The 22,062-nt window shown below is 61.2% G+C and carries 24 protein-coding genes; 7 read left to right on the top strand and 17 right to left on the bottom strand.

Going from position 1 to position 22,062, the window contains the following annotated elements:
- Positions 1-164: 164 nt before the first annotated feature.
- On the bottom strand, positions 165-464 hold the full coding sequence (locus EN818_RS25365; protein ID WP_135905651.1) for a hypothetical protein: 300 nt from the start codon (positions 462-464) through the stop codon (positions 165-167).
- Complete coding sequence (locus EN818_RS25370; protein WP_135905653.1) at positions 461-1,198, bottom strand: hypothetical protein; 738 nt, start codon at positions 1,196-1,198, stop codon at positions 461-463. The genes EN818_RS25365 and EN818_RS25370 overlap by 4 nt, the downstream gene beginning before the upstream one ends.
- Before the next feature lie 140 nt (positions 1,199-1,338).
- On the opposite strand from EN818_RS25370, the gene EN818_RS25375 reads away from it, so the two are divergent.
- Positions 1,339-1,617: a helix-turn-helix domain-containing protein gene (locus EN818_RS25375; protein ID WP_135905656.1), complete on the top strand. Its 279-nt coding sequence runs from the start codon at positions 1,339-1,341 to the stop codon at positions 1,615-1,617.
- Positions 1,618-1,642: 25 nt separating this feature from the next.
- Here the strand turns inward: EN818_RS25375 and EN818_RS25380 are convergent, their stop codons facing one another.
- Positions 1,643-2,389: a GGDEF domain-containing protein gene (locus EN818_RS25380; RefSeq protein ID WP_245518870.1), complete on the bottom strand. Its 747-nt coding sequence runs from the start codon at positions 2,387-2,389 to the stop codon at positions 1,643-1,645.
- A 248-nt stretch (positions 2,390-2,637) separates the two neighbouring features.
- Positions 2,638-3,333 carry a thermonuclease family protein gene (locus EN818_RS25385; protein WP_135905658.1) on the bottom strand — a complete coding sequence of 232 codons (696 nt, stop codon included), beginning with the start codon at positions 3,331-3,333 and terminating at the stop codon, positions 2,638-2,640.
- A gap of 138 nt (positions 3,334-3,471) precedes the next feature.
- On the opposite strand from EN818_RS25385, the gene EN818_RS25390 reads away from it, so the two are divergent.
- Positions 3,472-4,008, top strand: coding sequence for a hypothetical protein (locus EN818_RS25390; RefSeq protein WP_135905660.1), 537 nt, complete (start codon positions 3,472-3,474; stop codon positions 4,006-4,008).
- A 49-nt stretch (positions 4,009-4,057) separates the two neighbouring features.
- Here the strand turns inward: EN818_RS25390 and EN818_RS25395 are convergent, their stop codons facing one another.
- From EN818_RS25395 to EN818_RS25440, 10 genes are all read right to left on the bottom strand, one after another.
- Entirely contained in the window at positions 4,058-4,591 is a 534-nt protein-coding gene (locus tag EN818_RS25395) for a hypothetical protein (RefSeq protein WP_095807928.1), read from the bottom strand.
- A complete protein-coding gene (locus EN818_RS25400) occupies positions 4,588-5,217 on the bottom strand; it encodes a L,D-transpeptidase (RefSeq protein WP_135905662.1) in 630 nt (209 codons plus the stop codon). Before EN818_RS25400 ends, EN818_RS25395 begins: the two co-directional genes overlap by 4 nt.
- A complete protein-coding gene (locus EN818_RS25405; RefSeq protein ID WP_135905664.1) occupies positions 5,204-6,367 on the bottom strand; it encodes an AAA family ATPase in 1,164 nt (387 codons plus the stop codon). The genes EN818_RS25400 and EN818_RS25405 overlap by 14 nt, the downstream gene beginning before the upstream one ends.
- The gene (locus EN818_RS25410) at positions 6,364-6,963 is read right to left on the bottom strand and encodes a TadE/TadG family type IV pilus assembly protein (protein WP_245420480.1); all 600 of its coding nucleotides are present in this window, start codon (positions 6,961-6,963) and stop codon (positions 6,364-6,366) included. The genes EN818_RS25405 and EN818_RS25410 overlap by 4 nt, the downstream gene beginning before the upstream one ends.
- 41 nt (positions 6,964-7,004) lie before the next feature.
- Positions 7,005-7,547 (bottom strand): TadE/TadG family type IV pilus assembly protein, encoded by a 543-nt coding sequence (locus tag EN818_RS25415; protein WP_095807944.1) that lies wholly within the window; start codon positions 7,545-7,547, stop codon positions 7,005-7,007.
- Positions 7,548-7,552: 5 nt separating this feature from the next.
- Positions 7,553-9,133 carry a pilus assembly protein TadG-related protein gene (locus EN818_RS25420; protein ID WP_095807931.1) on the bottom strand — a complete coding sequence of 527 codons (1,581 nt, stop codon included), beginning with the start codon at positions 9,131-9,133 and terminating at the stop codon, positions 7,553-7,555.
- Between the two features lie 69 nt (positions 9,134-9,202).
- Positions 9,203-9,478 carry a hypothetical protein gene (locus tag EN818_RS25425; RefSeq protein ID WP_245420482.1) on the bottom strand — a complete coding sequence of 92 codons (276 nt, stop codon included), beginning with the start codon at positions 9,476-9,478 and terminating at the stop codon, positions 9,203-9,205.
- 4 nt (positions 9,479-9,482) lie between these two features.
- Positions 9,483-10,928, bottom strand: coding sequence for a type II and III secretion system protein family protein (locus tag EN818_RS25430; protein WP_095807933.1), 1,446 nt, complete (start codon positions 10,926-10,928; stop codon positions 9,483-9,485).
- Positions 10,929-10,967: 39 nt separating this feature from the next.
- A complete protein-coding gene (cpaB, locus tag EN818_RS25435; protein ID WP_245420484.1) occupies positions 10,968-11,975 on the bottom strand; it encodes a Flp pilus assembly protein CpaB in 1,008 nt (335 codons plus the stop codon).
- 124 nt (positions 11,976-12,099) lie between these two features.
- Positions 12,100-12,336: a Flp family type IVb pilin gene (locus EN818_RS25440; protein WP_245420486.1), complete on the bottom strand. Its 237-nt coding sequence runs from the start codon at positions 12,334-12,336 to the stop codon at positions 12,100-12,102.
- 498 nt (positions 12,337-12,834) lie between these two features.
- Between EN818_RS25440 and EN818_RS25445 the strand changes: the two genes are divergently transcribed.
- The 5 genes from EN818_RS25445 to EN818_RS25465 are packed head-to-tail and all read left to right on the top strand — an operon-like array spanning position 12,835 to position 17,303.
- Positions 12,835-14,217 (top strand): CpaF family protein, encoded by a 1,383-nt coding sequence (locus EN818_RS25445; RefSeq protein ID WP_095807935.1) that lies wholly within the window; start codon positions 12,835-12,837, stop codon positions 14,215-14,217.
- Entirely contained in the window at positions 14,217-15,188 is a 972-nt protein-coding gene (locus EN818_RS25450) for a type II secretion system F family protein (protein ID WP_095807936.1), read from the top strand. Before EN818_RS25445 ends, EN818_RS25450 begins: the two co-directional genes overlap by 1 nt.
- A 48-nt stretch (positions 15,189-15,236) precedes the next feature.
- Positions 15,237-16,157 carry a type II secretion system F family protein gene (locus tag EN818_RS25455; protein WP_245420488.1) on the top strand — a complete coding sequence of 307 codons (921 nt, stop codon included), beginning with the start codon at positions 15,237-15,239 and terminating at the stop codon, positions 16,155-16,157.
- A gap of 52 nt (positions 16,158-16,209) precedes the next feature.
- Positions 16,210-16,761 carry a tetratricopeptide repeat protein gene (locus EN818_RS25460; RefSeq protein ID WP_095807937.1) on the top strand — a complete coding sequence of 184 codons (552 nt, stop codon included), beginning with the start codon at positions 16,210-16,212 and terminating at the stop codon, positions 16,759-16,761.
- Positions 16,758-17,303 carry a prepilin peptidase gene (locus tag EN818_RS25465; protein WP_095807938.1) on the top strand — a complete coding sequence of 182 codons (546 nt, stop codon included), beginning with the start codon at positions 16,758-16,760 and terminating at the stop codon, positions 17,301-17,303. Before EN818_RS25460 ends, EN818_RS25465 begins: the two co-directional genes overlap by 4 nt.
- A gap of 14 nt (positions 17,304-17,317) precedes the next feature.
- Here EN818_RS25465 and EN818_RS25470 read toward each other — a convergent pair whose 3' ends face one another.
- The 3 genes from EN818_RS25470 to EN818_RS25480 all read right to left on the bottom strand — a co-directional run.
- Positions 17,318-18,619: a penicillin-binding protein activator gene (locus EN818_RS25470; RefSeq protein ID WP_135905666.1), complete on the bottom strand. Its 1,302-nt coding sequence runs from the start codon at positions 18,617-18,619 to the stop codon at positions 17,318-17,320.
- A 33-nt stretch (positions 18,620-18,652) separates the two neighbouring features.
- On the bottom strand, positions 18,653-19,021 hold the full coding sequence (locus EN818_RS25475; protein WP_095807939.1) for a hypothetical protein: 369 nt from the start codon (positions 19,019-19,021) through the stop codon (positions 18,653-18,655).
- 72 nt (positions 19,022-19,093) lie between these two features.
- Positions 19,094-22,062: Ig-like domain-containing protein (locus EN818_RS25480; RefSeq protein ID WP_189523839.1), on the bottom strand; the 2,969-nt coding region annotated here is incomplete at its 5' end.

The raw sequence follows: 22,062 nt of genomic DNA on the forward strand, positions 1-22,062 counted from the left end.
TGGGCACGCCGGCGAGACATCCGACTCAACGCGGACTGTCACTATCTGCCCACCAACATGATGATCGGCAGGGTGAAGGCCACTCTCGATTTTGGGCTCGCCACGCCTAGACGTGGCGGGCGCCTCGGTTCTAAAGCTGCCCGTCAATGCTGCATCCATTGACGTTAATGGAAGGGATGCTGGTGACCGCCTTCCACCATGCGTTGCAAATCTGACTGGGATGGGTCAGCCTCAAGGCGCTTAAAAACTTCTAACCAAAAACGATACTCGCACGTATCTCCCTCACAGTGCGCCGACAGGGCGGACCAGGCAACAACCGTTGCAGCCCCCTCGCACCAAAATTCTTTTGCCACCTCGACGGCTTCGGCGACGGACCAATGTAGGAACGACGCGGACACTGCTTTCCCGCCCGTGTGGCGAGAACTTTTGATTACGATGGGCAATTTGTCGTCTCGTTTCTTCATGCTGCGTCCCCTTTCGCTCCGTTTGAGATGCCAATAATGCACCCTCTTCGCCGACCGCATTTTGAAGTGCCCAGCCTGTTCGTAAGTATCTGCTCCGGCATAACCTCTTGCCCGATACGGATCACATCCCCGAGCACAGAGCGAATGTGCGGCCAAGGAAACTCAGCACAGGCTTCCGCCGGTTCCCCTTCGCTCAGCACGGCATCAAGCTTGGCCGCCACACCCGCAAGTGAAGCAGCCGGTGTCTCCAGCAATAGCTGAAGCAGGTTCTCCGCTTGGTCCGCCGCCTCGCCTTCAGCGATCAACGCTGCCGAATAACCAATTTCCCTATCAGCGGCTTCCCAGCGCTGTTGATGGGTCTCCAAGTCAGCCTTGGACTTTGCGCGGACCGCCTCGTCTTCTGGTCCTGAGCCGAGTACTTCGTTTAGCGCCTGGATTGAATGGAGTCTGACGCTCGTGCCGTCGTGCAGCGGAATCGTTGCGCAAGGAAATCCAATAGTTTCCACAAGATTTCGCTCCAGGCGCTGCTGCTGATGGCACAGCCGCTCAACCTCTTTGTGAGCTATTAGCCATTCGCGCCACGCCGCCACTGCAGGATCGGCTGATTGAACGGCTTCCGCATGGTCGCCGACAAGCTTCTTTGGCTGTCTTCCCTCTTTTGCGTTTGCCGTTATCGCAAGTACCCCCCTACGGGTGACGCGGGGCAAAGTCGTGGTATTGTCGGAATCAGCCATGATCCGAGCTCCCTGAAGCTTAGGCGTGGTCAGGCTGACTTAGGTGTTCCTGCACCTGGTCAGCCGCTCTGCGAACCGCTCCAGTATGGCTTCGGCACGCGAGAGAAAGTGATGGAAAAAATATCAATGCGATTTGGCCAATGTCAATAGAAAATCTATCAAATCAGGCGTCGGCGGTGACCACGAGACAAATCAAGGCCGCACGGGCGTTGCTGGGATGGTCTCAGGGAGACTTGGCTGAACGGTCAGCGGTGTCTGAACCAACAATAGCGCGTCTAGAGGCGGAGGATGGACGCCTCGGTGGTCGTCCCGAGACCGTGTCGAAGATCATCAGCGCGTTGGTAGTGGCAGGTATCGCGTTTATCCCGGAAAACGGTGGCGGGCTCGGTGTGCGCTTACTCAAAAAGCGTCCGCGGTAAAGCCGAGCTCAGTCTCGCTGCCGGATCAATTGGTAATCTGCGACAGCGCCACGTTTGTGTCGTCCTGAACCTCGAGCAACAGTTCCTCCGCCGATCGGTACATGTCGTCGAACGCCAGCTCATGCTCGAAGACGACGCCGCCGGCGCGGATGGCGAGCACGTCCTTTTCGCCTTTCGGGGCGAAATAGATCTGTCCCACCGCCTCTCGAATGCGTTCGCCAACCTCCTTGGCGTCCTGCTTCGTCGCGCCGGGGAGGAAGACGCCGAACATCGAGTTTCCGATGCGGCCGATGAGATCCTCCTTGCGCACCGAAGATCGGATAGCCGAGGCGATCAGCCGCAAGGCTTCGTCGCCCCACCCGAGGCCGAAGCGCAGGTTGATCGATGCGAGATGTTCGGGATGGATGACCAGAAATGCGCCGGAACGCGGGCCGGCCGGCCTTGCCGCCCTTCTGTCGACCATGGACGTGAACACGGCGCCGTTGAGGCAGCCGGTCAACCGATCGTAGGTTCCGGACCTGGTGAGTTCCTGGCGGTAGCGGAGGATCGCGACCTGTTTCCATCCGAGCAGGGCAAAGAGCGGCAGGCCGATGACGACGGGCACCAGCGTTGCGGTGACGACGCTGCGGCCGAATGGCGTCAACGCGTCGCTCAGCAGAAGCAGGTAGTTCAGGCCGAGCGACAGCCCGAGGCAGGCGGCAGTGCCCAGCAAGGGCAGCCAAACAATGTGCTTCCATGTCTGAGCCGGCGCGATCTGCGCTTTTGTGGTCACGGGCCAATCTCCTGTTGGACGCCTTGGCTTTAGAGAAGGTGTGTTACGATTTCGGTGTCAGCAAAACTTACAATTAGAAGGAACTCGGCATCTTTCTGGATCCGGCGCTCGCCGGCGGCTGCGGCCTCACTTCCGCTTCGGACGATTCGCGCGGCGCCAGAGCCGTTCACTAGAGTCGCTGAACGGCTCTGACCATTCTGCTTTCACGCAATTCAGGACGGAAAACCGAAGCTCACCTTTCTGATAGGCTATTGCGGCGGGCCGAAAATGCCCATTTCCGCGTTTCTGGCCACGGATTCGGCTTTGCCGTAGATGCCCGGCGGCGAGGCCATCGCCCAGCCGTTGGACACAAGCCAGGCACCGACATCCTGGTTGCCGAGCTTGCAGGACGCGGCGACGGCAAAGCGTTCGGCGTCCGGCGGCAGGACGCATTTCAGCGCCCGGCCGCGCAGCCAGGCGTGGAAGGCGGCACGGGCACGCTGGCCGCACGGCCAGCTGGCATCGCCGAACTGACAGATCCGGCCGGGATCGATGTCGATGGCGCCGCTGATGGCGACCGTGCGCCCCATTGCTTGGAAGGTCGCCGATGACGTGGCGATCGGCCGGTAGAGCAGCGTCTCGCGCCAAACCTGCGGCATCGGCGTCTTCGGCGGCGATGCGAGGCCGAGCTCGCCAAGCGGGGGACGGCGCTCGAGGCGCTCGATGCCGGCGGCGTCGAGCGGTGGCGGCGCAATGAGGTGCTCGGCGATCCTGCGCGCCGGCTGCGGCGGCCGGGCATCGCGAAAGGGCATGCGAGGGGCCGCTCGTTGCGCGTCCTGGGCCGGTGGAGGCGAGGGGGCAGCAGGCAGCCATTGCCTGCTCAGGATGATCAACAGCGTTCCCGCAGCCAGCCCGAGACTGCCGAGCGTCAAGGCAAGCCTGCCGGTCGACCTTACCTCGCCCACAAGGACCACCGCGCCTCAATTCCCACCATCGCATCATACATTAAGCGGCGGCGACATTGCTTGAAAAGCAAGGCGTTGCGTTAAGTGTCGCGCAACTTATGCGACATACACTCCGGCATCGGATGTCGAGGGGGTGACATGACGCGCAAGCCGCTACTGCTCTTTGCTTTCCCGGCCCTCATGCTGCTTGTCCTGGCGGCGGAGCGAACGGCGACCTTCCTGCTCGGATCCTATCCGGCCAGCCCCGTGATGTGGCAGGCCTGGGGCGAGTTGCGTCCCTTCTCGACGATGTTCTGGCAGCAGTTGGATTTCTATCTCGGCGGCTCGATGATGCTCGACGGCGCGATCATCCTCGTCGCTTCGGCCGCCTGCTGGATGGCGTGCTACGCAAAGAGGCCTGCCGGCTTCTTCCTCGCCAACCATGCGGCTTTGCTCTTCGCCGGGCTGATGATCGCGGGCGGCAGCCACTCCGAAACGGCGAGCACGATCGCTTCGTTCACGGCTCCGCATGGCTTCCAGTATTCGCTGATGATCGACTTCAGCTTCAAGAACAGCCTGGTTCTGTGCCTTGGCCTGGCGGCATGCGCTTACTGCCACATCGCCTTCCTTGGCGAAGCGCGGCAGCGCGCGGAAGCTCGGGCGGTCCGCATTCTCGCCCTGCAGCGCGACCTTTAATCTAGGCGAACACGGCCCGCGAGACACCGCCCGCGAAGGCCGACGGAAATCAGTTGATCTTCTTGTAATAGACCTTGCCGTCGGCCTGCTGGATGCGCTGGTAGGCCGGATTGGGGCCGGGAGGCGCGGTCATCCTGGGCGGCACGTCGCCGTTCTCGCCTGTCGACGCTTCCGCCATTGTCGTGCCGGCAAAGGCGGGCTGCGGCGCGCGCGGCATCTCGGCGCCGACGGCAGCCGGCTGGGACTGCTCCAGCCGGACGAGATTGCCGTTGATCTGGCCGAAGCTTGCCTGCAACTGCCGGTCCAGCGTCTCGAACCGGCTCTGGAAGCCGTTGTTGACGGTATCGATGCGGGCGCCGATCCGCTGCTCGAACTGGCCGAGTTGCCCCAGTCGCGCCTCGATCTGCCGCAGGTCGTTGACGCCGCGATAGAGGTAGACCGCGGCGGTCACGTTGATCGTCGTGACCAGTGCTGCACCCACCGCGATGGCGCCGATGGTCCTTGCCCGGCTCGGTTTGCTTAAGGTCGGCTCTGGCTGGCCAAGCTCGATTGCCGGAACGTCCGGCTCGCTGATCATCGTCATTCAACCACCACCTTTGCGCCCACCGCGACGCGCTTGAAGAGATCGATCACATCGGTGTTCGTCAAGCGAAAACAGCCCGACGTGCCGTCGAAGCCGACACCTTTGGGATCGTTGGTTCCATGGATGCGATAAAGGGTGTCGCGACCCTCGCGCGCAAGATAAAGCGCCCTGGCGCCGAGCGGATTATAGGGGCCCGACGGCACCATCGCCGGCAGCTCCGGCTGGCGGGCGCGCATCTCCTTCGGCGGGCGCCATTCGGGCCATTCGGTCTTGGCCGAGACCTTGACCGTCCCGGTCCAGCCGAACCCGTCGCGGCCGACGCTGATCTGGTAGCGCAGCGCGTGGCTTTGGCTCGTCACCAGATAGAGCGCCTTTTCTTGTTTGCGGATGACGATCGTTCCCGGCTGCTCGGCGCTCTGGAAGGCGACCGTCTTGCGCAGGCTGGGACCCATCGCCGGAAGCGGCGGCGCCGATCCGGCGGCGGCGGGCTCGCCGGCCGACACCAGCGCAATGCCGACGACGCAAACGGCGGCCAGCTGCCTGGCGACCGCAAGCCTCTGTCGCGACGCAATTCCGGACGGAAAACCGCTGCGCACTTTTCCTGGAATTGCTTCAGCGCTGGGCATTATCCAGCCGCTCTTTGAACATCGCCTTCAGGTCCTTGTTGAAGCGCGCGCGCCCGTCCACCTCGGTCGGCAGGATGGCGCGGTTCAGCGCGTCGGTCAGCAAGGCATTGTCGAGCGCCAGCGATTTGATGTGCGGCGCCTTGAAGATCTTCTCCAGTTCGCTGCGCGAGAAGTGATTGCCGAACCATTTGCGCTTGTGCTTGTTGGCGACCAGCGTGATCGAGACGCCGTTGCCGCGCAGCTCGCGGATCTTCTTGTAGAGCCGCTTGCCTTGCCTGAGCGAGGCGACGTTGAGCTCGAAGACGATGAAGATCTCGTCGCTCGTGCGCAGCACCGCATCGTGCCACGGCGTCTCGATGTTGGGCAGGTCGATGACGATATCGTCGAAGCGATAGGCGACGAGGTCGAGCAGCCGCAGCACGAAATCGGCGCCCTGCGGTTCGAACGGCAGCTGCGGCCGTTCGAAGGAATAGAGCGTCAGGCCCGACGGCCGCGACAGCTTGATGACATCCATCAGCTCGACGTCGAGCCGGTCCGGCTGGCCGATGATGCCGGTAAGGTCGAACTGGTTGAACTGGTTGAGATAGGCGCCGCAATTGGCGCTCTGGAAATCGAGGTCGACGAGGCAGGTCGAGGCGGCCCGATCTGGCGACTTCGAGGCAAGGTGCTCGGCCGCCGAGATCGACAGCGTGGTGGCGCCGGCGCCGCCGCTGGCGCTGATGAAGGTGATGATGCGGCTCTTCGTGCCTTTGTTGCCGGTGTCGTGGAAGGTGACGGCGTTGAGCAACTCCTTGGCGTCGAGCGGCTTGTGCAGCCAGTCGGATGCGTTCATGCGCACCAGCACGCGCGTCTGCTCGGAGGTGAGCTCGTCCGAAATCGCGATCAGCGGCACCGACGACCACGCCGCGCGCGCCTCGACGATGCCCGCATTGCCGAGCAACTCGCCGCTGCCGAGATCGAGGATGATGATGCCCGGCCGCGTATCGACCGGCGGCCCCTTCAGGAACTCGACCGCCTCCGAAACCCTGACGTCATAGATCGCCAGCGCGTCGAGCCTGGTCGTCACGTCGCGCTTGAAATTCGGATCGGAGGAAAACAGCGCTACTTGCTTGCGTTTTGTCGGTGTCACTCTGGTGTCTATGGCGTTCATGGCGACGTACTCTTCAAATCCTCGCCGGTTACAGTACTCAACATGGAAGGCATGGTCATATTACCGAACCCGAGCAGACCGCCCAGGAAGAAGAACTGGAAGTTGATGTTCTGCAGGTTGACGGTGATGGTTGGCACCGGGCCGCCCAGCCGCGTCTGGTAGCCGAGCCCAGTGGCCGCGTAGGTCACGACAACGTTTCTCCGCAGCAGGCCGGGGAAGAAGTGGCACATGCCAGGCCGTTGACTTGCTGCCTGCGCGGGACAGGTGTCATCGTTGGTGTTTGCGGTGTCACCGCGGAAGATGCGGCTGAAAGCGGTGGCGTTGAAAGTGCCGCCGTTAGTGCAGCCGCCGGTGCCGGCGTTGTCATAAGTGCAGACAAACGGACCATAGGCGCCGGCTGTCACAGGGGCGCCTGGACTCGAGGTTGGGGCGGCTGTTGTCAAGGCTGAAGCAACAGGATCGGATATGGATGCAATTCGTGCACCGACTTGCACGGCCTTGGTCGCCGCGTTCCATTGATAGAAGGCGTAGCCGAAATCAACGAAACCTAAGGTGAGCGAAAGCAGCAGAGTCATCGCGATCGCCATCTCGACCATCGCTGTCCCATCTTCCGATCTTAGGAATCGATTCAGCATCATCAAAATCGGATCAACCGCTCCTGGTGGCTAGCCCCAAGTGTCACGGTGGTGATGTTGAGCAGCGACAACAACCCGGCGCTGTCGAGACTGCTGTACGCGTAAGTGCCGGACGCGGTTACTATGCATACCTGCGACGTAGTCGAGAGGTACAGAACAGTGCCAGTGCCGGGGTCGATAGCGTTTTTGCAAGTGGCCGGGTCGGCTATGCTGATCGTGACATCAGATTTCTGCCAGCCATACAGACGGGCCGGTGCTGTCCCCGCCACATTGCCGAATACCGTGATGTTCTTCGCGAGGTCGGCGCAATCGATCGCGGCAAGGCCCGCGTCGGTATAAAGCTGGCTGTTGCAGCGCGCTGCGAAACGCGCCCCGTCTGACAGGCCAGCTTCCATAAGCATCTTATCATGGATGAGGTTGCCGAACTCGAACACGCCGGCGGACAGGAGCAACATCAGCGGGCCGACAATCGCCATTTCGATCAGCACCGTGCCTCTCTGGTCGGAGCGAAAGCGTCTCAGGGTGCGCGACAGCAAGCTTGCCATGGCTGTCACCGATAGAGCTGCGCTTCGTCGCGCAGGAAATTGTCGAGCGTCCCTTGGCCGCTACGGCCGGTAATATCGACGAGTTCCACAAACACAGATCCCCCGGCAGAGGCGCCAGGAACAGGCTCCGTCATGAAGAAGCTCGCAAAGGCCTCGACGGGGAGATTGGTGCTGTTGCCATTCAGGTTGTTGCCGGCGGCCTGCAGCGCGTTGCAGTTCAAAATCGCCCCGTAGAGCAACCTGCGATCGACCGAGGTAACCGGGGCCTGGCAGGCGCTTGGCGGAGTCCCGACCTCGCCGCCTGTCGAGGCGTGGCCGATTAGGTTGTTTGCGTTCTCATATTTGTAAACCTGATAGCGCGTTGGCTTAGTGGTACTCCAGGACGAAGGATAGCTGGCGGAGCCAAAATTGGTGCTCCAATAGCTGGACAGGTTCCAGTTACCGTCGCCCATACGCCCGCCCATATAGGGCGTGGTTGAATCGCGCGGCAGGCCCATGTTGCCTGTCGCGTTGAACGTTAGTTGATTGTAGGAAGGGCACTGATTTCCATTGCCGCCGCCGTTTCCGTTGCCATTCCCATTGCCGCTGGTGGACGCTCCTTTCCGCACATTCGAAGCTGGGCCGTATTCGGCGCTGTTGAAGGCATTGCCGCTGGCTTTGATGCCGAACCGCACGTTGAAAGCGTCCTGGACCGGGCCATTGTTTTGGCCGGTCTTGGTGCTTACGCCTTGGGCCGAATAGCAACCCTGCGGCTTCGAGGTGGCAATGGTCTGCGCCAACGCTTGGGCGCCGTTGCCGACGCCGTCCGGCGGCTGCAGGAAGCCGAAATTGCCCGGACCGTAGGCGGCACCGTTTCCGACCATGCGCAGTTCAATCAATCGACGATGGATAGCAGGGTCCGTCACGGCCTGCTCGAGCGTCGCACCACCCGCCGAATTAGTGCCGTTCACCATCTCATAGGGGTTGCAGATGAAAACCGGTGTGTAGTTGCAAACGCCTGAGGTGAAACCTGCGACCGAGACGGCGCTGACGTTGTAGCTGGTGTCGGTCGCATTTCCCGAGGAAGAAACGAAGACCGGAAACATCGCTGAGAAGGTTTCCGGCTGGATCCTGACAAGTATAAAACGCGTCTCAATGGCGTTGGCGGCTTTGTGGTCGATAGCATTTGCGTCCACACCCGTCGATGGATTGATGACCGTGGCGTCGCTTGCCGGGATATCTTTTAGGAAGCACCACGACACCTGTCCTTTCGACCGGCACGCCGGATAGGTCGGGTTCACCGTCGTGGCTCCGGTGCCGGTTGTCAGCGCCACGATACCTGCGTCGGAGAACTTGGCGTCGTTGGAAACCAGATTTGTCAGAGCGTTCTCTGCACGCGTCCACGCATCGGACCTGCCGTTCAGTTCGGCCGCTCCCGCGAGCGCTAAAGCGTCTGCGCCTTTCTGCAAGTCATTGTGCAGATTGTTCATCCGGCTCATATCGATTGCCAGCAGGGACAATCCGATGATAGCCGGCAGCATGATGCTGACGAGGATCAGCGCTATACCCCTCTGATCGCGCCAGAACGCACGGATGATCCGCAACATGGCCCTACCCTTTACCCCTTTGTGCCGGGCTCCTCGTGCGCCCGACACAACCGCATCCTTTCGCTCAGTTTACTGCGTGCTCGTGCCCGCCGGACCGACATTGACTGTCATGTTCGTTGTTGGCGGCGGGGGAGGCGGAACCTTGTATCGTTGAACGACTGCGACGGAGCGCGCCCCATCACCCTCGATCTTCGTGTTGTTGGAAGCCGGGTTGTAGGGATCGACCGTCTGCAGCAACTGATTGGCTTTCTGCGAGTCACCCGCAGCCAACGTCATCGTGTCGTAATTGTTTAGATAGTCGGCCGCGCAGCCCGCAAGCAGGCTGGAACTGAGAAGGACGAGCAAGAGCTTATTTCTTGACATAGAGCATCTTGTCCTTCGATTTGACGTCCAGCATGTGGCCATAAGGGCCGGTAACGCCGTCACCGTGTTCGTATCTCCGGATCATGTCCTTGTTGACTTCGAGTTGGCCGAGCAGGAACAACTCCGGATCGTTCGCGGGCTTGGTCTTGTCGAACGGTGTCGCCAGTTGCTGCCCAGGCTTGACGGGGCGCACGACGTTCGGCGTGACGATGATGACCAGTTCGGTTTCTTCCTTTTGCGTGCTCGAATTATGAAACAGCGCGCCGATAATCGGCACCTGGCCGAGCCACGGCACCTGATCCTGCAGCCTGGTGTTTTTGCTGGAGAGAAGACCGCCCACAGCGAAGCTTTGGCCGTCGCGTAAGTCTACTACGGTTGCCAACTTGCGGTTAGTGAAGATCGGGTCGCCTGCGGGGGTAAAGCCGGTCAGGTCGCTGACCTCGGGTGCCAGCTTGATGTGGATCTTGCCGTCGTCAAGCACGACGGGCGTGAAGTTCAGATTGACGCCAAACTGCTTGAATTCGACCTGGACCTCGCCATTGCTGCTTGTGCTGCGGATCGGCACTTCGCCACCGGCATTGAAGCTGGCGGTCTCGCCGGAAACTGTGGTGAGGTTCGGTTCGGCCAGCAATCGCACCAGGCCCTTTGATTCGAGGGCTTGGATGATCAGGTCGACCTTGACGTTGCTGTCGATGACGCGGGTTATGAGTGCTGCGAACGGGCTTGAATTCGATAAAAGCCCACTGATCAGGTCGCCAGGTCCGAGGACCGTCCCATCCTTGTCCACCGTGGCATCGCCGGTGCCCCAAACGGTTTTGCCGCTGCGGTTCACGCCCCGCCACGACACACCGAGATCGCGACCGGCGCTGCGCTTGGCCTCCAGGATGCGCACCGACAGGTTGACCTGCTGGCTATCATCGATCGTAACGGAGTTGATGATAGCGTCAGGGCCGTATTGTTGGGTGACCTCCACGATAGACGCGAGCGTAGCGGCATCCTTGACGTGGCCGGAAAGCCGGATCTTGCCGTTGATGGAACCGATCTCAATGCGAGACTTCGGCGCCACCTGGCGGATAGCTGCGGCCATGTCGCTGACGTCCTGTCCAACCTCGACCTGGATGGCGCCCAGCGAGCGCTTGTCCTCGGAAAACAGGTTGACAGTTGTCGTGCCAATGCCCTTGCCGATGATGTAAAGCGTTTTGTCGGTCATAGGCTGGGCGTCGGCGATCTTCTCATCACCGACGACGATATCGCCAAGCGTAGCACTCACCTGGATGGTGACGGACTGCGAGACAGGAACGAACACACGGTGGATGGACGGGTTCGACACGTCGATGAAACGGTCAGCGGCACGGGCCCGAATGTCAGGAAACACTGACAACGCCAGGAGGATTAGCGCGGCCGCCGCTACCCTCACATACAACACCTGCATCCGCGTCTCCCCGATTGCTGCGACTGCAGCTGTCCCTCGTTACTTCTGTCGCGGCACGTCGTAGGTCTCAAGCTTCACGCCGCGGAACACGCCGATTGTAGCGCGGGCTGGCGGGGCCGGCTGCACAAATTTGACCACTTCCTTTACAACTTCCTGCGCCTGTGGTGCAGGCGCAACAGCCGGCTCCGGCTTTACCTTGCTTAACTCATCGATTTGGCTGCCCACTCGTTCCACAGCCTGAGCGAGCCCATCGATCCGCTTGCGGTCTGCGGCGGCCGCTGCTTCGGCGGCTTTCTGTCTCTCGAGCTCGGCTTGCCGCCTGGCGACGTCTTCCGGTGTGTCGCCAGTGAGATCCGAAAGCGTGACGCGCTGAGTCTGCTCGCCTTGGCTTGCGGCAGCCTGGCGAAGCGCCAGAGACAGTTGGCCCGTCCCCGCGGCTAGCGTCAGCTTCTGCGCGTCTTTTGTGCTGACCTCAACGGTGACAGCCTTCACGACCGTTGGATTTTCCTTGCTCTCGTCGGCGACCTGGTCGATCGCGAGCACCTTGACGCTCTGCAATAGAACATCGACAAAGCTCTTGTCTGTGCCGTCGTCGCCGTGTGATTGGCGTGTCAACAATATGTCAACCCTGTCGCCCGGGAAAACAAATCCCGCGACGCCAAGTACGTCGTTGACCCGTATGGAAACGGCCTTCATCCCTTCTCCCAACACCGCTGAAAGCGTAGCGCGTTGGCCCGCACCGGTTACCTTGCTTGTCAGAACCGGTTCGTTGGTGCTGATGGATTGTAATGCCTGTCTGGTGCCAGCCCCGGCCAGCGCATCTTTTGTCGTCTTGAACGCACCCGCCGGAATTGCCCCGGACGGCCAAGGGATCTCGCGCAGTTTATCGGCGGTTAGTGTGTCGCCAAATTTGAGCGGGACCGCCGCGACTACGATTGTGTCGCGCGGCGCGCCGTTCGACTGAGCCAGAGCGCTACGCTGATTGGCGAGCCACATATTGGCAAACACCACCGCGAGCACGCCAAACACGCAGGCGAGAATGATCATGATCACCGTATTGCCACGCATTAGCCTAAACCCCAAAAAGGCCAGTAATAATCGGCCGCGTTAGCCCGTCGCGACCGGTATCAGGCCCGGGCTTTGGCCCGGGCCTGATTTGGAAAATGGACGATCAGCTACCGGTACCGGCTGCAGCGTCGCAGGTGCCAGTTCCGCCGCCAGCAATCACGCCGTTGCCGTCAAGAATGCCGCACAGGCCCGTAAAGCGGCCGGTCACCCAGAGGCCGATCGCGACGATCGCAAGAATCGCTGCGCCGGCGATGATGCCGACCAGGATTGAATATTCGACCATAGCAGCGCCGTTTTCTTCGTCGCGGAACTGCCGGGCCATCGTCATGAGCTTCTTCATGCCAATTTCTCCCTTTGGAGGTTTGAACCCGACGAGACGAGCCTAAGGATGAACCCCATACCCAAGCATCCCCCGTCGAATGCAATCCTAGGTCCGCTGAAAAAGCAGTGTCAAACGGATTAACAATCCTTTAACCTTTCAATACCTGAGAGATTGAAATTTCATTTTCGACAACGTCTTGATTCGCCTCACTTTTCAAGCCCTCTTAACCATTCATTCACAATTCTGCCTCCTTCGAACAGGGGATGCATCCATATTAGGGGTGTAACATATCCCTTTATATTAAATGGCTTAGAGGCACAGGGTACTCACGGTGCGACAAAAGTCCTAGGACTTTAGTCCGGCATAGCTAGTAGGGAGGAAATAAAAACGATTTCCCGTATCCATGTTCTTAACTATGTCGCAAGTAATACATGCGGTGTGTCCTTCCGGCCGCTTGTGCCCCCCGTGGTTAACGCTTAGTTTCGATCCGGGGAAAATCACAAGGGGACAGGCGGCATGTTGGGTCGCTTCATTAAAGGATCGAATGAACAGAGATCGCCGCAGCCGGCGCCTGTCGCGGTGGTGAACGGGGCGGCAAATGCGCCTGCTGCGGAAGCGGAATCGCAGAGCGACGATTTCCTTTCGCTGAAGGTCGAACTGCACCGCCATCTGATCGACCGCTTCAATCTGGCCGCCCTGGAAAATGCATCGAAGGAAGAGATTCTCAACGAGATCCGGCCGATCGTCCGTGAGTTCGTTCGCGCCCGCAATGTCCCCTTGAATGCTCGCGAACTGGATCAACTGACCAGCGACACGGCGGATGAAATGCTCGGGCTTGGCCCGATCGAGCCGCTGCTCAAGGATGATTCGATCGCCGACATCCTGATCAACACGCACAACCACGTCTTTATAGAGCGGCGCGGCGTGCTGGAGGAGACGTCAATCCGGTTCCGCGACGAGGCGCATTTGTTGCGGATCGTCAACAAGATCGTCTCCAACATCGGCAGGCGGGTCGACGAATCCGCGCCGATGGTCGATGCGCGCCTCGACGACGGCTCGCGCGTCAACATCGCCGTGCGACCGATCTCGGTCGACGGCCCGCTGGTCTCGATCCGCAAATTCTCCAAGCATCCCTACTCGTTGGAACGGCTGATCGCCTTCAACTCCATCCGTCCGCCGATGGTCGACCTGTTGCGGATCGCAGTGCAGGCGCGCAAGTCGATCCTGGTTTCGGGCGGCACTGGCAGTGGTAAGACCACGCTGCTCAATGCCCTGTCGAGTTACATCCCGGCCAAGGAACGCCTGATCACCATCGAGGACGCGGCGGAGCTGCAGTTGCAGCAGCCGCATGTCGGTCGGCTGGAAACGCGCCCGCCCAATGTCGAGGGCAAAGGCGAGGTTCGCCAGCGCGAGCTCGTCAAGAATGCGCTGCGCATGCGGCCCGATCGCATCATCGTCGGCGAAGTGCGCGGCGAGGAAGCCTTCGACATGCTGCAGGCGATGAACACCGGCCATGAAGGCTCGATGACAACCATCCATGCCAACACGCCGCGTGACGCCCTCTCGCGCCTTGAGCAGATGGTCGGCATGGCCGGCATGCCGATGACCCATGAATCCATTCGGGCGCAGATTGCCTCGGCCATCGACATCATCGTGCAGACACAGCGTCTATCGGATGGTGGCCGGCGGGTGATTTCCATATCGGAACTGACCGGCATGGAAGGCAACGTCGTCCAGCTGCAGGAACTCTACACCTTTGTCCGCCGTGACATCGCGGCGGATGGCCAGATCATTGGCGATTTTCGCGCTACCGGCATTCGTCCGCGCTTCGCGCAGGAAGCGGCGACACTCGGCCTGCATTTCGGCAAGGACGCCTTTAATCCGCAGGTTCCCCTCTGATGCTGACCGGTCAAACGCTGCTTTACTTCATTTATGTGCTCGCGGCGGCGGCAGTCATCCTCGCGGCGGAGGCGCTCTATGTTTCCTATGCCGGAGGACGCGCGCGCGCCGTCTTGATCAACCGACGGCTGAAACGTCTCGCGGAAGAAGGGCCTGCCGAGCAGGCCTTGCAAAGTCTACTGCGCGAGCGCGGTCTAACCAATTCCGGCGACTACGCTTTCGGCGTGGTTTGGCTCAACAGGCTTTACACTCAGTCGGGCATCACCGGAAATCCGCTGACATTTGCCGCCACCTTCATCCTGGCAGGGTTGATCGTCGCGTTGCTTCTGAGTGTGCTGGCGAGGGTGGCGGCGTTCCCGACCCTGCTTTCATTCCTCATTGTGGGATTTGTTCTACCTCTGCTGTACCTTCGGCGGGCTCGCAACAAGCGGATCATGAAATTCGCCAAGCAACTGCCCGACGCGCTCGACATGATCGTGCGCTCGTTGCGCGCCGGTCATCCAATCTCGGTGGCAGTTGGATTGGTGGCACGCGAAATGCCTGACCCGCTTGGGACTGAATTCGGCATCGTCTCCGATGAAATCACCTTCGGGCTCAGCATGGAGCAGGCTGCGCGAAAGCTGTCGGAGCGCGTCGGCTTCGAAGGGCTCCAGCTTCTTTCGGTATCGTTGTCTATCCAGTCCAGGACAGGCGGCAATCTTACGGAAATACTTGCCAACCTATCCAAGGTCTTGCGTGAAAGACAGAAGTTGAAATTGAAGATCAGGGCGCTTTCCGCCGAAGGTCGTTTCTCGGCGTGGGTCATCTCACTCTTCCCAATCGTCATGTTCCTGATCCTTGCGATCGTTGCGCCGAGTTACTATGGGAAGGTATGGGGAAATCCTTTGATTTTTCCGGTCTTCACGATCTTTGGCTGCTGGGGACTACTCGGCGACTTCATCATGTATCGCATGATCAACTTCGATTACTGATTGGAGCGGGACATAACTATTCTCTCGAACATACTGGATTCCGAACTCTTGGTCTCGCTTTCGGTTTTCGTGGCTGCCGTGGCGCTTTTCTTGTTCGGCGCGCTCATCTTTTTGCCTGCCCTGCAGACGAGGAAACTGGTCAGCGAAAGTCTGATTTCGGAAGGAATTACTGATCGGCGTTCGCTCGATGCACAGCAGCAATTGGTAAGGATTGCGGCGCAACGCCCGATAGACGCCTATTTCCGCTCGGTCGAGAAGGAACGCGGCGACCCGAATGCACTCGAGGCAAAGCTGTTCCGGGCTGGTTTTTATCAATCCACCGCGCCTCTCTTTTACACCTTGTCGCGAATCGCCGCCGTCGGCATCGGTTTTCTCGGCTGCTATGCCGGACTAGTTGCGGCAGTCCCGCCGCAAATCCCAGGATTCATATTGTTTGGTGGCGCTGCTCTGTTCGGTCTCGCTTGCCTCGTCATTCCAAGCATCATGCTTGACCGCTTTGAGAATGCGCAGAAGAAAATCTACCGCCGCGGCTTTCCCGACTTCATGGATATGATGATCACCTGCGCCGATGCCGGCATGAGCCTGGAAGCGGCAGTCGAACGGGTGAGCCAGGAAATGGCGGGCACCCACAAATGGCTCGGCATCCAACTGACGATCATGAATCTCCAACTGCGCGCCGGCAAGCCGCTGCGCGAGGCATTGCGCGAGCTGGCGGATCGCATCGGCCTGGAAGAGGCGCGCTCGCTCGCCGTGCTGTTTCGGCAGTCGGAGGAGCTCGGCACCAGCCTGACTGAGGCGCTGCGAATCTACAGCGATGAAATGCGGACACAGAGAATGCTTCAGGCTGAGGAGCAGGCTAATGCGCTGCCAGTCAAGATGATGATCCCACTAGGCATCTGCATCTTTCCGCTGGTGCTCATGATCGTCCTGTTGCCGGTGATCATCCGCATGAGAGGCATTTTCTTCTAGCCCGTCGTATGATTAGCCTCTAAAAGTGAGTCGGGACTTCGTGGGACACACTATGACACGGCCAAAGCGCCTCGCGTTCGTGACCAGCCTGCTGCTTATTTTTCTCGCCGGCTGCCAGACCAAAGACCTTGATAACGGTGTCGTTCGCACCAACGAGCCCGCCAAAGGCGACTACACCGCCTTTGGCGATACTTTCGAGGGGCTGAAAACAATCAGCGATGTCGACTATTATGCTTCGGACCAGGCGGTCACTGAGGCCAAGACCCAGTTCCGCTCCGAAAATTACGGCAATGCCGGCGCCTTGTTCTACAAAGCAACGCGGCTGGCGCCCAATGATGGCGTCGCCTGGCTCGGCCTTGCCGCTTCCTGCGACCGCATCAGGCGTTTCGATCTCTCCGATCTCGCCTACAGCCGGGCCTACAAGCTGCTCGGCGGGACGCCGGAGTATTACAACAATCTCGGCTATTCCTACCTGCTGCGCGGCAAGCTGCAGCTGGCGCGCAGCAACTTCCTCAAGGCCTATGAGCTCGCGCCCAACGATCCGACAGTCGCCAACAATCTGAAACTGCTGTCCTCGAGCGTACGGAACATAGAGCGGTCATGAGCCTCTTGCTTGCAGCATCGCTGCTGCTCAAGGCCTTGGCCATTCCGTTGCTGGCTAGAACCGCGTGGGTCGATTTCACAACCCAGAAGATTGCCAACCGTGACGTTCTGCTGCTGCTCTGCCTCGGCCTTGGCTCGCTGCAGCTTTTCTCGGTTCAGGCGGGATCATGGTGGGACATGGGGTTGAGCGCGCTCGCTGCCCTGCTGCTGTTTGTTGTGCTTTTCCCTTTTTGGACCTTGCGCAAGGTTGGTGCCGGCGACGTCAAGCTGATGGCGATCATGCCGTTGTTGATCGGCGGCAGCGGCCTTGTAGTATTTTCGGTGCTGCTGCTGGTGTTTGCCTTGGTGATGGCGGTGCTGGTGAAAAACCCGCTCGTGCTGCCCGCAGGCATGTTCCGCCTTTACGTCGAACATCTGGACCGCAAGGGCGTTGTGCCCTTCGGCGTTCCGATCTCCCTGGCGGCGATCTTCACGATTGCATTCGTGATCTATGAGAGTGTGAAGCTGGCCACCAGTTCGGGGATTCTAGAGCAGCTCAATTAAATCGTTGCTCTTCCTCAAAACCCCGACGTCGACTTCTCCACCAGCTTCAGCTTGCCTTTCTCCACCTTGAAGAAGGGCATCGACCTTTGGCTCGAGCCGTCGGCGTGGAAGCGGAACAGGCCTGTCGAGCCGCGGAAGCCGGTGGCGTTCTCCAGCACCTGCTTTTTGAAGCCGTCCGGGCCGGCCGAGCTCGCAATGCCTGCCGACAGCGCCACCGTGTCATAGGCATAGGCGACGTTGACATCGGGCTGGTAGCTGTACGTAGCCTTGAAGCGGTCGGCGATCGGCCCGGTCTCGCTCTGGTCGAGCGTCGCGATATAGGCGCCCTCATAGAGCGGATCCATCGGGCGCTCCAGCCAGCGGTCGGTGCCGATCAGCTTGACCGCCTTGCCCGGGATGCCCTTCGCCTTCAGCGCCGCAAGCGCGGCGCTCGGGCTGCCGTCGCCGCTGGCCACCACGATCGCCTCGGGCGCCTCCACCAGCGAGCCCATGTCGGACACCGCCTTTGCGGCGTCGGCGGGCGAATAGGGCAGCGTCACCGCAAGCGTCGCGCCATAGATGCTGAGCGCGTTGTTGACCCTGGCCTCGATGGCGCTGGAGTTCGCGCCCGCCGGCACCATCAGCACGAACTTCCTCGCGCCTTTGCTGGCGATTGCCGCGGCCCCGGCCGCAGCGCTGTCGGCTTCGCTCAGCCGCACCGAATAGACGCCCGGGCCGCCGGCGAAATTGTCGGCCAGCGCCAGCACCGGCGGCCGCGTCGTGCCGGAGAGCTTGGCCAGGTGCTGCGCAGCCGTGAGCTCGGCCGGCCCGATGACGGCCTTCGCGCCGCCCGACGTGATCGCCTTCACCGCCAGGTCCTTGGCATAGGCGCTGTCGCCGCGCGTGTCCTCGATCGTCAGCGTCAGCAGCTTGTCGCCGAGATCGGCCATTGCCAGGCGCGCCCCGTCATACATCTTCCGGCCGTTTTCGCCGGCGCTTCCCGGGGCCGAGAGCGGCAATAGCATGGTGATCCGGGTCGGGCCGGTGCCGAGCGTCTGGCTGGCCCTGGCGGTGGTGGCCGCGGCGGGACTGCTGCCAGTCATCTGCGCGGCGGTCGTGCTGGAACTGCCGGCCTGGGCTGCCGGCGTTGCGATCGCCGACGGATCGAGCACGTCGGACGCGCCTGTCTTCGACTGGCAGCCGGGCAGGGCTGTGGCCGCGACGAGCGCCAGCGCCAGGACTTGCGTGCGACGCTGCTCGAAACGCGGCGCGGCGCCGGCCTGCGAGGCGACCGGCGCCGGGCACGCGGAGGCGATTGCCTCCGCCAATGCTCTCATCACGATCATTGCGGGCCGGACGGCACGCTAAGCTCAGTGCATGTACTCGACCATGCGGTCGTGGAAGCACTCGCATTTGTTGAGGTAGTCCTCGTCCTTGTAGTTGGTCTTCAGGTAGCCATAGGCCTTGCCGCAGGCGACCTTGGCTTCCGACGCCCACACGAAGGCGGGCCGCGACGAGTTGATCCATTCCGGGCTGTTGGCGACGGCGACGGAGTCGTCCATCAGCTTCACCACCTTGTCCTTGAGCTCGACCATGTTGTCGGTCAGCACGAGGTCCGAGGTGCCGACGGTGCGGCAATAGTTCACCGCCGGCTCGCCGATGATGTCGGCGGCAAAGCCCGTCGATCCGGCCAGCAGCAACGCCGTGGCCGAAGCCAGCAGTCTTGCGGAACGCTTCATGTAAGTCCCTCTCCAGATTATCAAATCAAGTCTCGCTAATGCATAGCATGACACTACGACGGCGCATACGCGCTAAATCGTGGTGGAATGCTGCGTATGGTTGTTGTCGTCGTAGAGGATCGTGATGGTGCCGGCCGCAGGTGCGTTCTGCAGCACTGCAACATCCACGAAGTTGGCGCCGCCGGTCGTGCCGTTGACGTCGACGCTCAGCGTCTTCGTGCCGGCGTCGTAGTGCACGTAGTCGGCGATGTTGCCTCCCGACGTTTCGAACAGCGAAGACAGGTCGATCTTGTCTCCCTCGGCGCCATTGTAGTCGCTGATCAGATCCTTGATGTCGAGATGGTCGAGCTTGAACGTGTCGCCTCCGGTGCCGCCGGTCAGCGTGTCCTGACCCGCTCCGCCGACGAGCAGGTCGTTGCCGGCCCCGCCGTTCATGATGTCGTTGCCGGCGCCGCCGACGAGTGTGTCGTTGCCGCCGTTGCCGTTGATCGTGTCGGCTCCGGCTCCGCCGTAGAGCACGTTCGCAGACACGTCGCCCGTTATCGTGTCGTTGAAAGCTGACCCGATGATGTTCGGCAGGGCCACCGTCGACGTGTAGAGGTGGGAAGCGCCGGCAGCGTCCGCGGAATGATCCTGAACCCCGGTTCCATACAGCGTCACGCCGATCTCGCTCGTCGCCTTGTCGCCGTCACCATCGACGATTTCGATAGGCAGGTTGAAGTTGACGGGATCGGTGGTCTGAACGGCCGCGCCAAATCCGGTAATGGCGAAGTCGTTGCCGCTGTCGTCGGTCGGAGATGCGTTCAGCAACTCCAGGCTGCTGTAGCCATCGGCGGTGAACGTCGAGACCGAAACGTGGGTATCGAGCACGCCCGTGATCTCGGCGGCATATTTGCCGTCACCCAGGTCGACGAAGTGAACCGTATAGGTTCTGTCCGTCAGCCCTCCCGGATTGCCTACGGTGTAGGACGTTGCCGTGGTGCCGATGTCGGCAAACGACACCATCTGGGTTTCCCCGTCATAGGTGATCGCGACTGAAGTCACGGAATCATGCACGCCGTCGCCAACTGTCTTGTTGCCGTCAGTGCCGGTCGTGGCGTTGTCGTCGAAGGCGGTAATCCTGAGAAGGGTGTTGCTGGTACCGTCGCCAAACGTGAAGGTAGCGCCGTTGGCCACATAGTGGCTGTCGAACACGTGATCGCGATTGGCGGGAGCACCGTAGCCGCCAGCTCCCATCGTGTTGCCGGTCAGATCCTGGACGAAATCGACCCGGATGCCTTCGCCAGCGCCGATATTTTGTCCTCCGCTGCCGCCGCCGACACCAAAGGAATTCGCATTCCCGTTGATCGTCGTGCCGGTGCCGAAGGGCGTGAAAAGCACATCCCTCGAGTCGTCGTTGACAGGTGTACCGGAGTTTTTCTGACCGGTGGGAACGAAGCCGGCCCAGGCGCCGTTGCCGCCATCGAAATCATAGGAGCCGTTGGAGAACGTCACTTGCGAGACGCTGTCCACCGTTCCGTTCATGTCCACGGAATAGGTGGCGTTCGTCGGGTCGAGCGTGACCGTGAACACCGCGACGTTGTTGGCCATCCCGTACAAGGTATGGCCGTCCGGCGACACATCGTAGATGATGTGCGTGCCGCCCGAGGTCAGGCCGCTGTCCACGCCGTCGAGAGAGGTCGCGAACTGCACCGTGCCGGGCCCATCCGCTCCGTAGTTGCCAGTCAACGTGTGATCTTCGTCCAGCGCGAATGTGACCGGATTGCCCGCCCCATTGGAAAGCACCGCGTAGTCCGGGACAGGCGCCGTAGGCACGTCGTCGATGATGTTGATCGAGATGGTCGAAGTCGACGTGTTGCCGTAGGCGTCGGTCACCGTATAAGTGAAGACGTCCTTGCCGGTCTCGGTGTTGGTGCCGTTGTTGGCATCCGGCGAGGTGTCGAACGGCTTGGTCAGCGTATAGGTGTAGTTGCCGCTCTGGTCGATCTGCAGCACGCCGTAGGTGCCCTGCACGGTGACGGCGCTGCCGCCGACGACCGATGAGGTCGCGCCCTGGATGTTGGTGACGTGCGGGCTGTCGGGATCGCCGAGCGAGAGCGTGCCCGAGACCGTCTCCGCCGTGCTCGACGGGTTCGAGCCGGTGACCGTGCCGTGCGCGATGTCGCTGCCCGTGGTGGTGGTGTCCAGCGCCGCCTCGTTGACGGTCTGGGTCGCCGCCGCCGGCTGCGGCTGGCCGTTGGCCACCGTGATGGTCAGCGTGGCCGGCGAGGTGTCGCCGTCGCCGTCGGTGATGGTGTAGGTGAACACCTCGGTGCCCGAGGCATTCGGGTTGGCGTGGTAGCTGTAGGAGCCGTCGGCCGCGATGGTCAGCGTGCCGTAGCTGCCGGTCACCGTATTGCCGGAAGCGCCCGTCCAGGCGATTGAGGCGATGCCGTCGGCGCCGGCCGTGTCGTTGGTCTCGACATTGCCGGTAACCGTCTGGCCCGACTGCGCGCTGTTGGTGTCGTTATGCGCTGTCGGCACGTCGTCGACGATGTTTGCGGAGAGCGTGCCGGTCGCGTTCTGGCCGTCCTGGTCCGTGAGCGAGACGGTGAAGTTCTCGAACAGGCTGTTGGTGCCCTGGCCGGCGGCATGCACCTCGTTGTCGTTGAGCGTGTAGGTGTAGGTGACGACACCGGTGGCCGCATTGTAGCCGGTCACGTTGAGCGTGTTGCCGAGCGCCGTGGTGAAGGAGCCGGCGGTGAAGACGCCATTGGTGATGAAGGCGTGGCCGTCGATGCTGAGCGTGGCGATGCCGTCGGGCGAGCTGATATTGAAGGTGCCTCCCTGGGTGGTGCTCTCCTTCGAGGTGTCGGAACCGGCCGATTCACCGGCGCCGCGGCCGGCGAGCAGATCGTCCTCGTTGACGGTGACGTCGCCGCCCTGAGCCTGCGGCGTCAGGCCGCCGATGGTCGGCGTGGAGTCGCCGATCGAGATCGTCAGCGTGGTGTGCGACAGATCGCCGTCGCCGTCCTTGATGGTGTAGGTGAAGACGTCGTCAT

Source organism: Mesorhizobium sp. M3A.F.Ca.ET.175.01.1.1, assembly GCF_004791945.1.
Classification (GTDB): Bacteria; Pseudomonadota; Alphaproteobacteria; order Rhizobiales; family Rhizobiaceae; genus Mesorhizobium.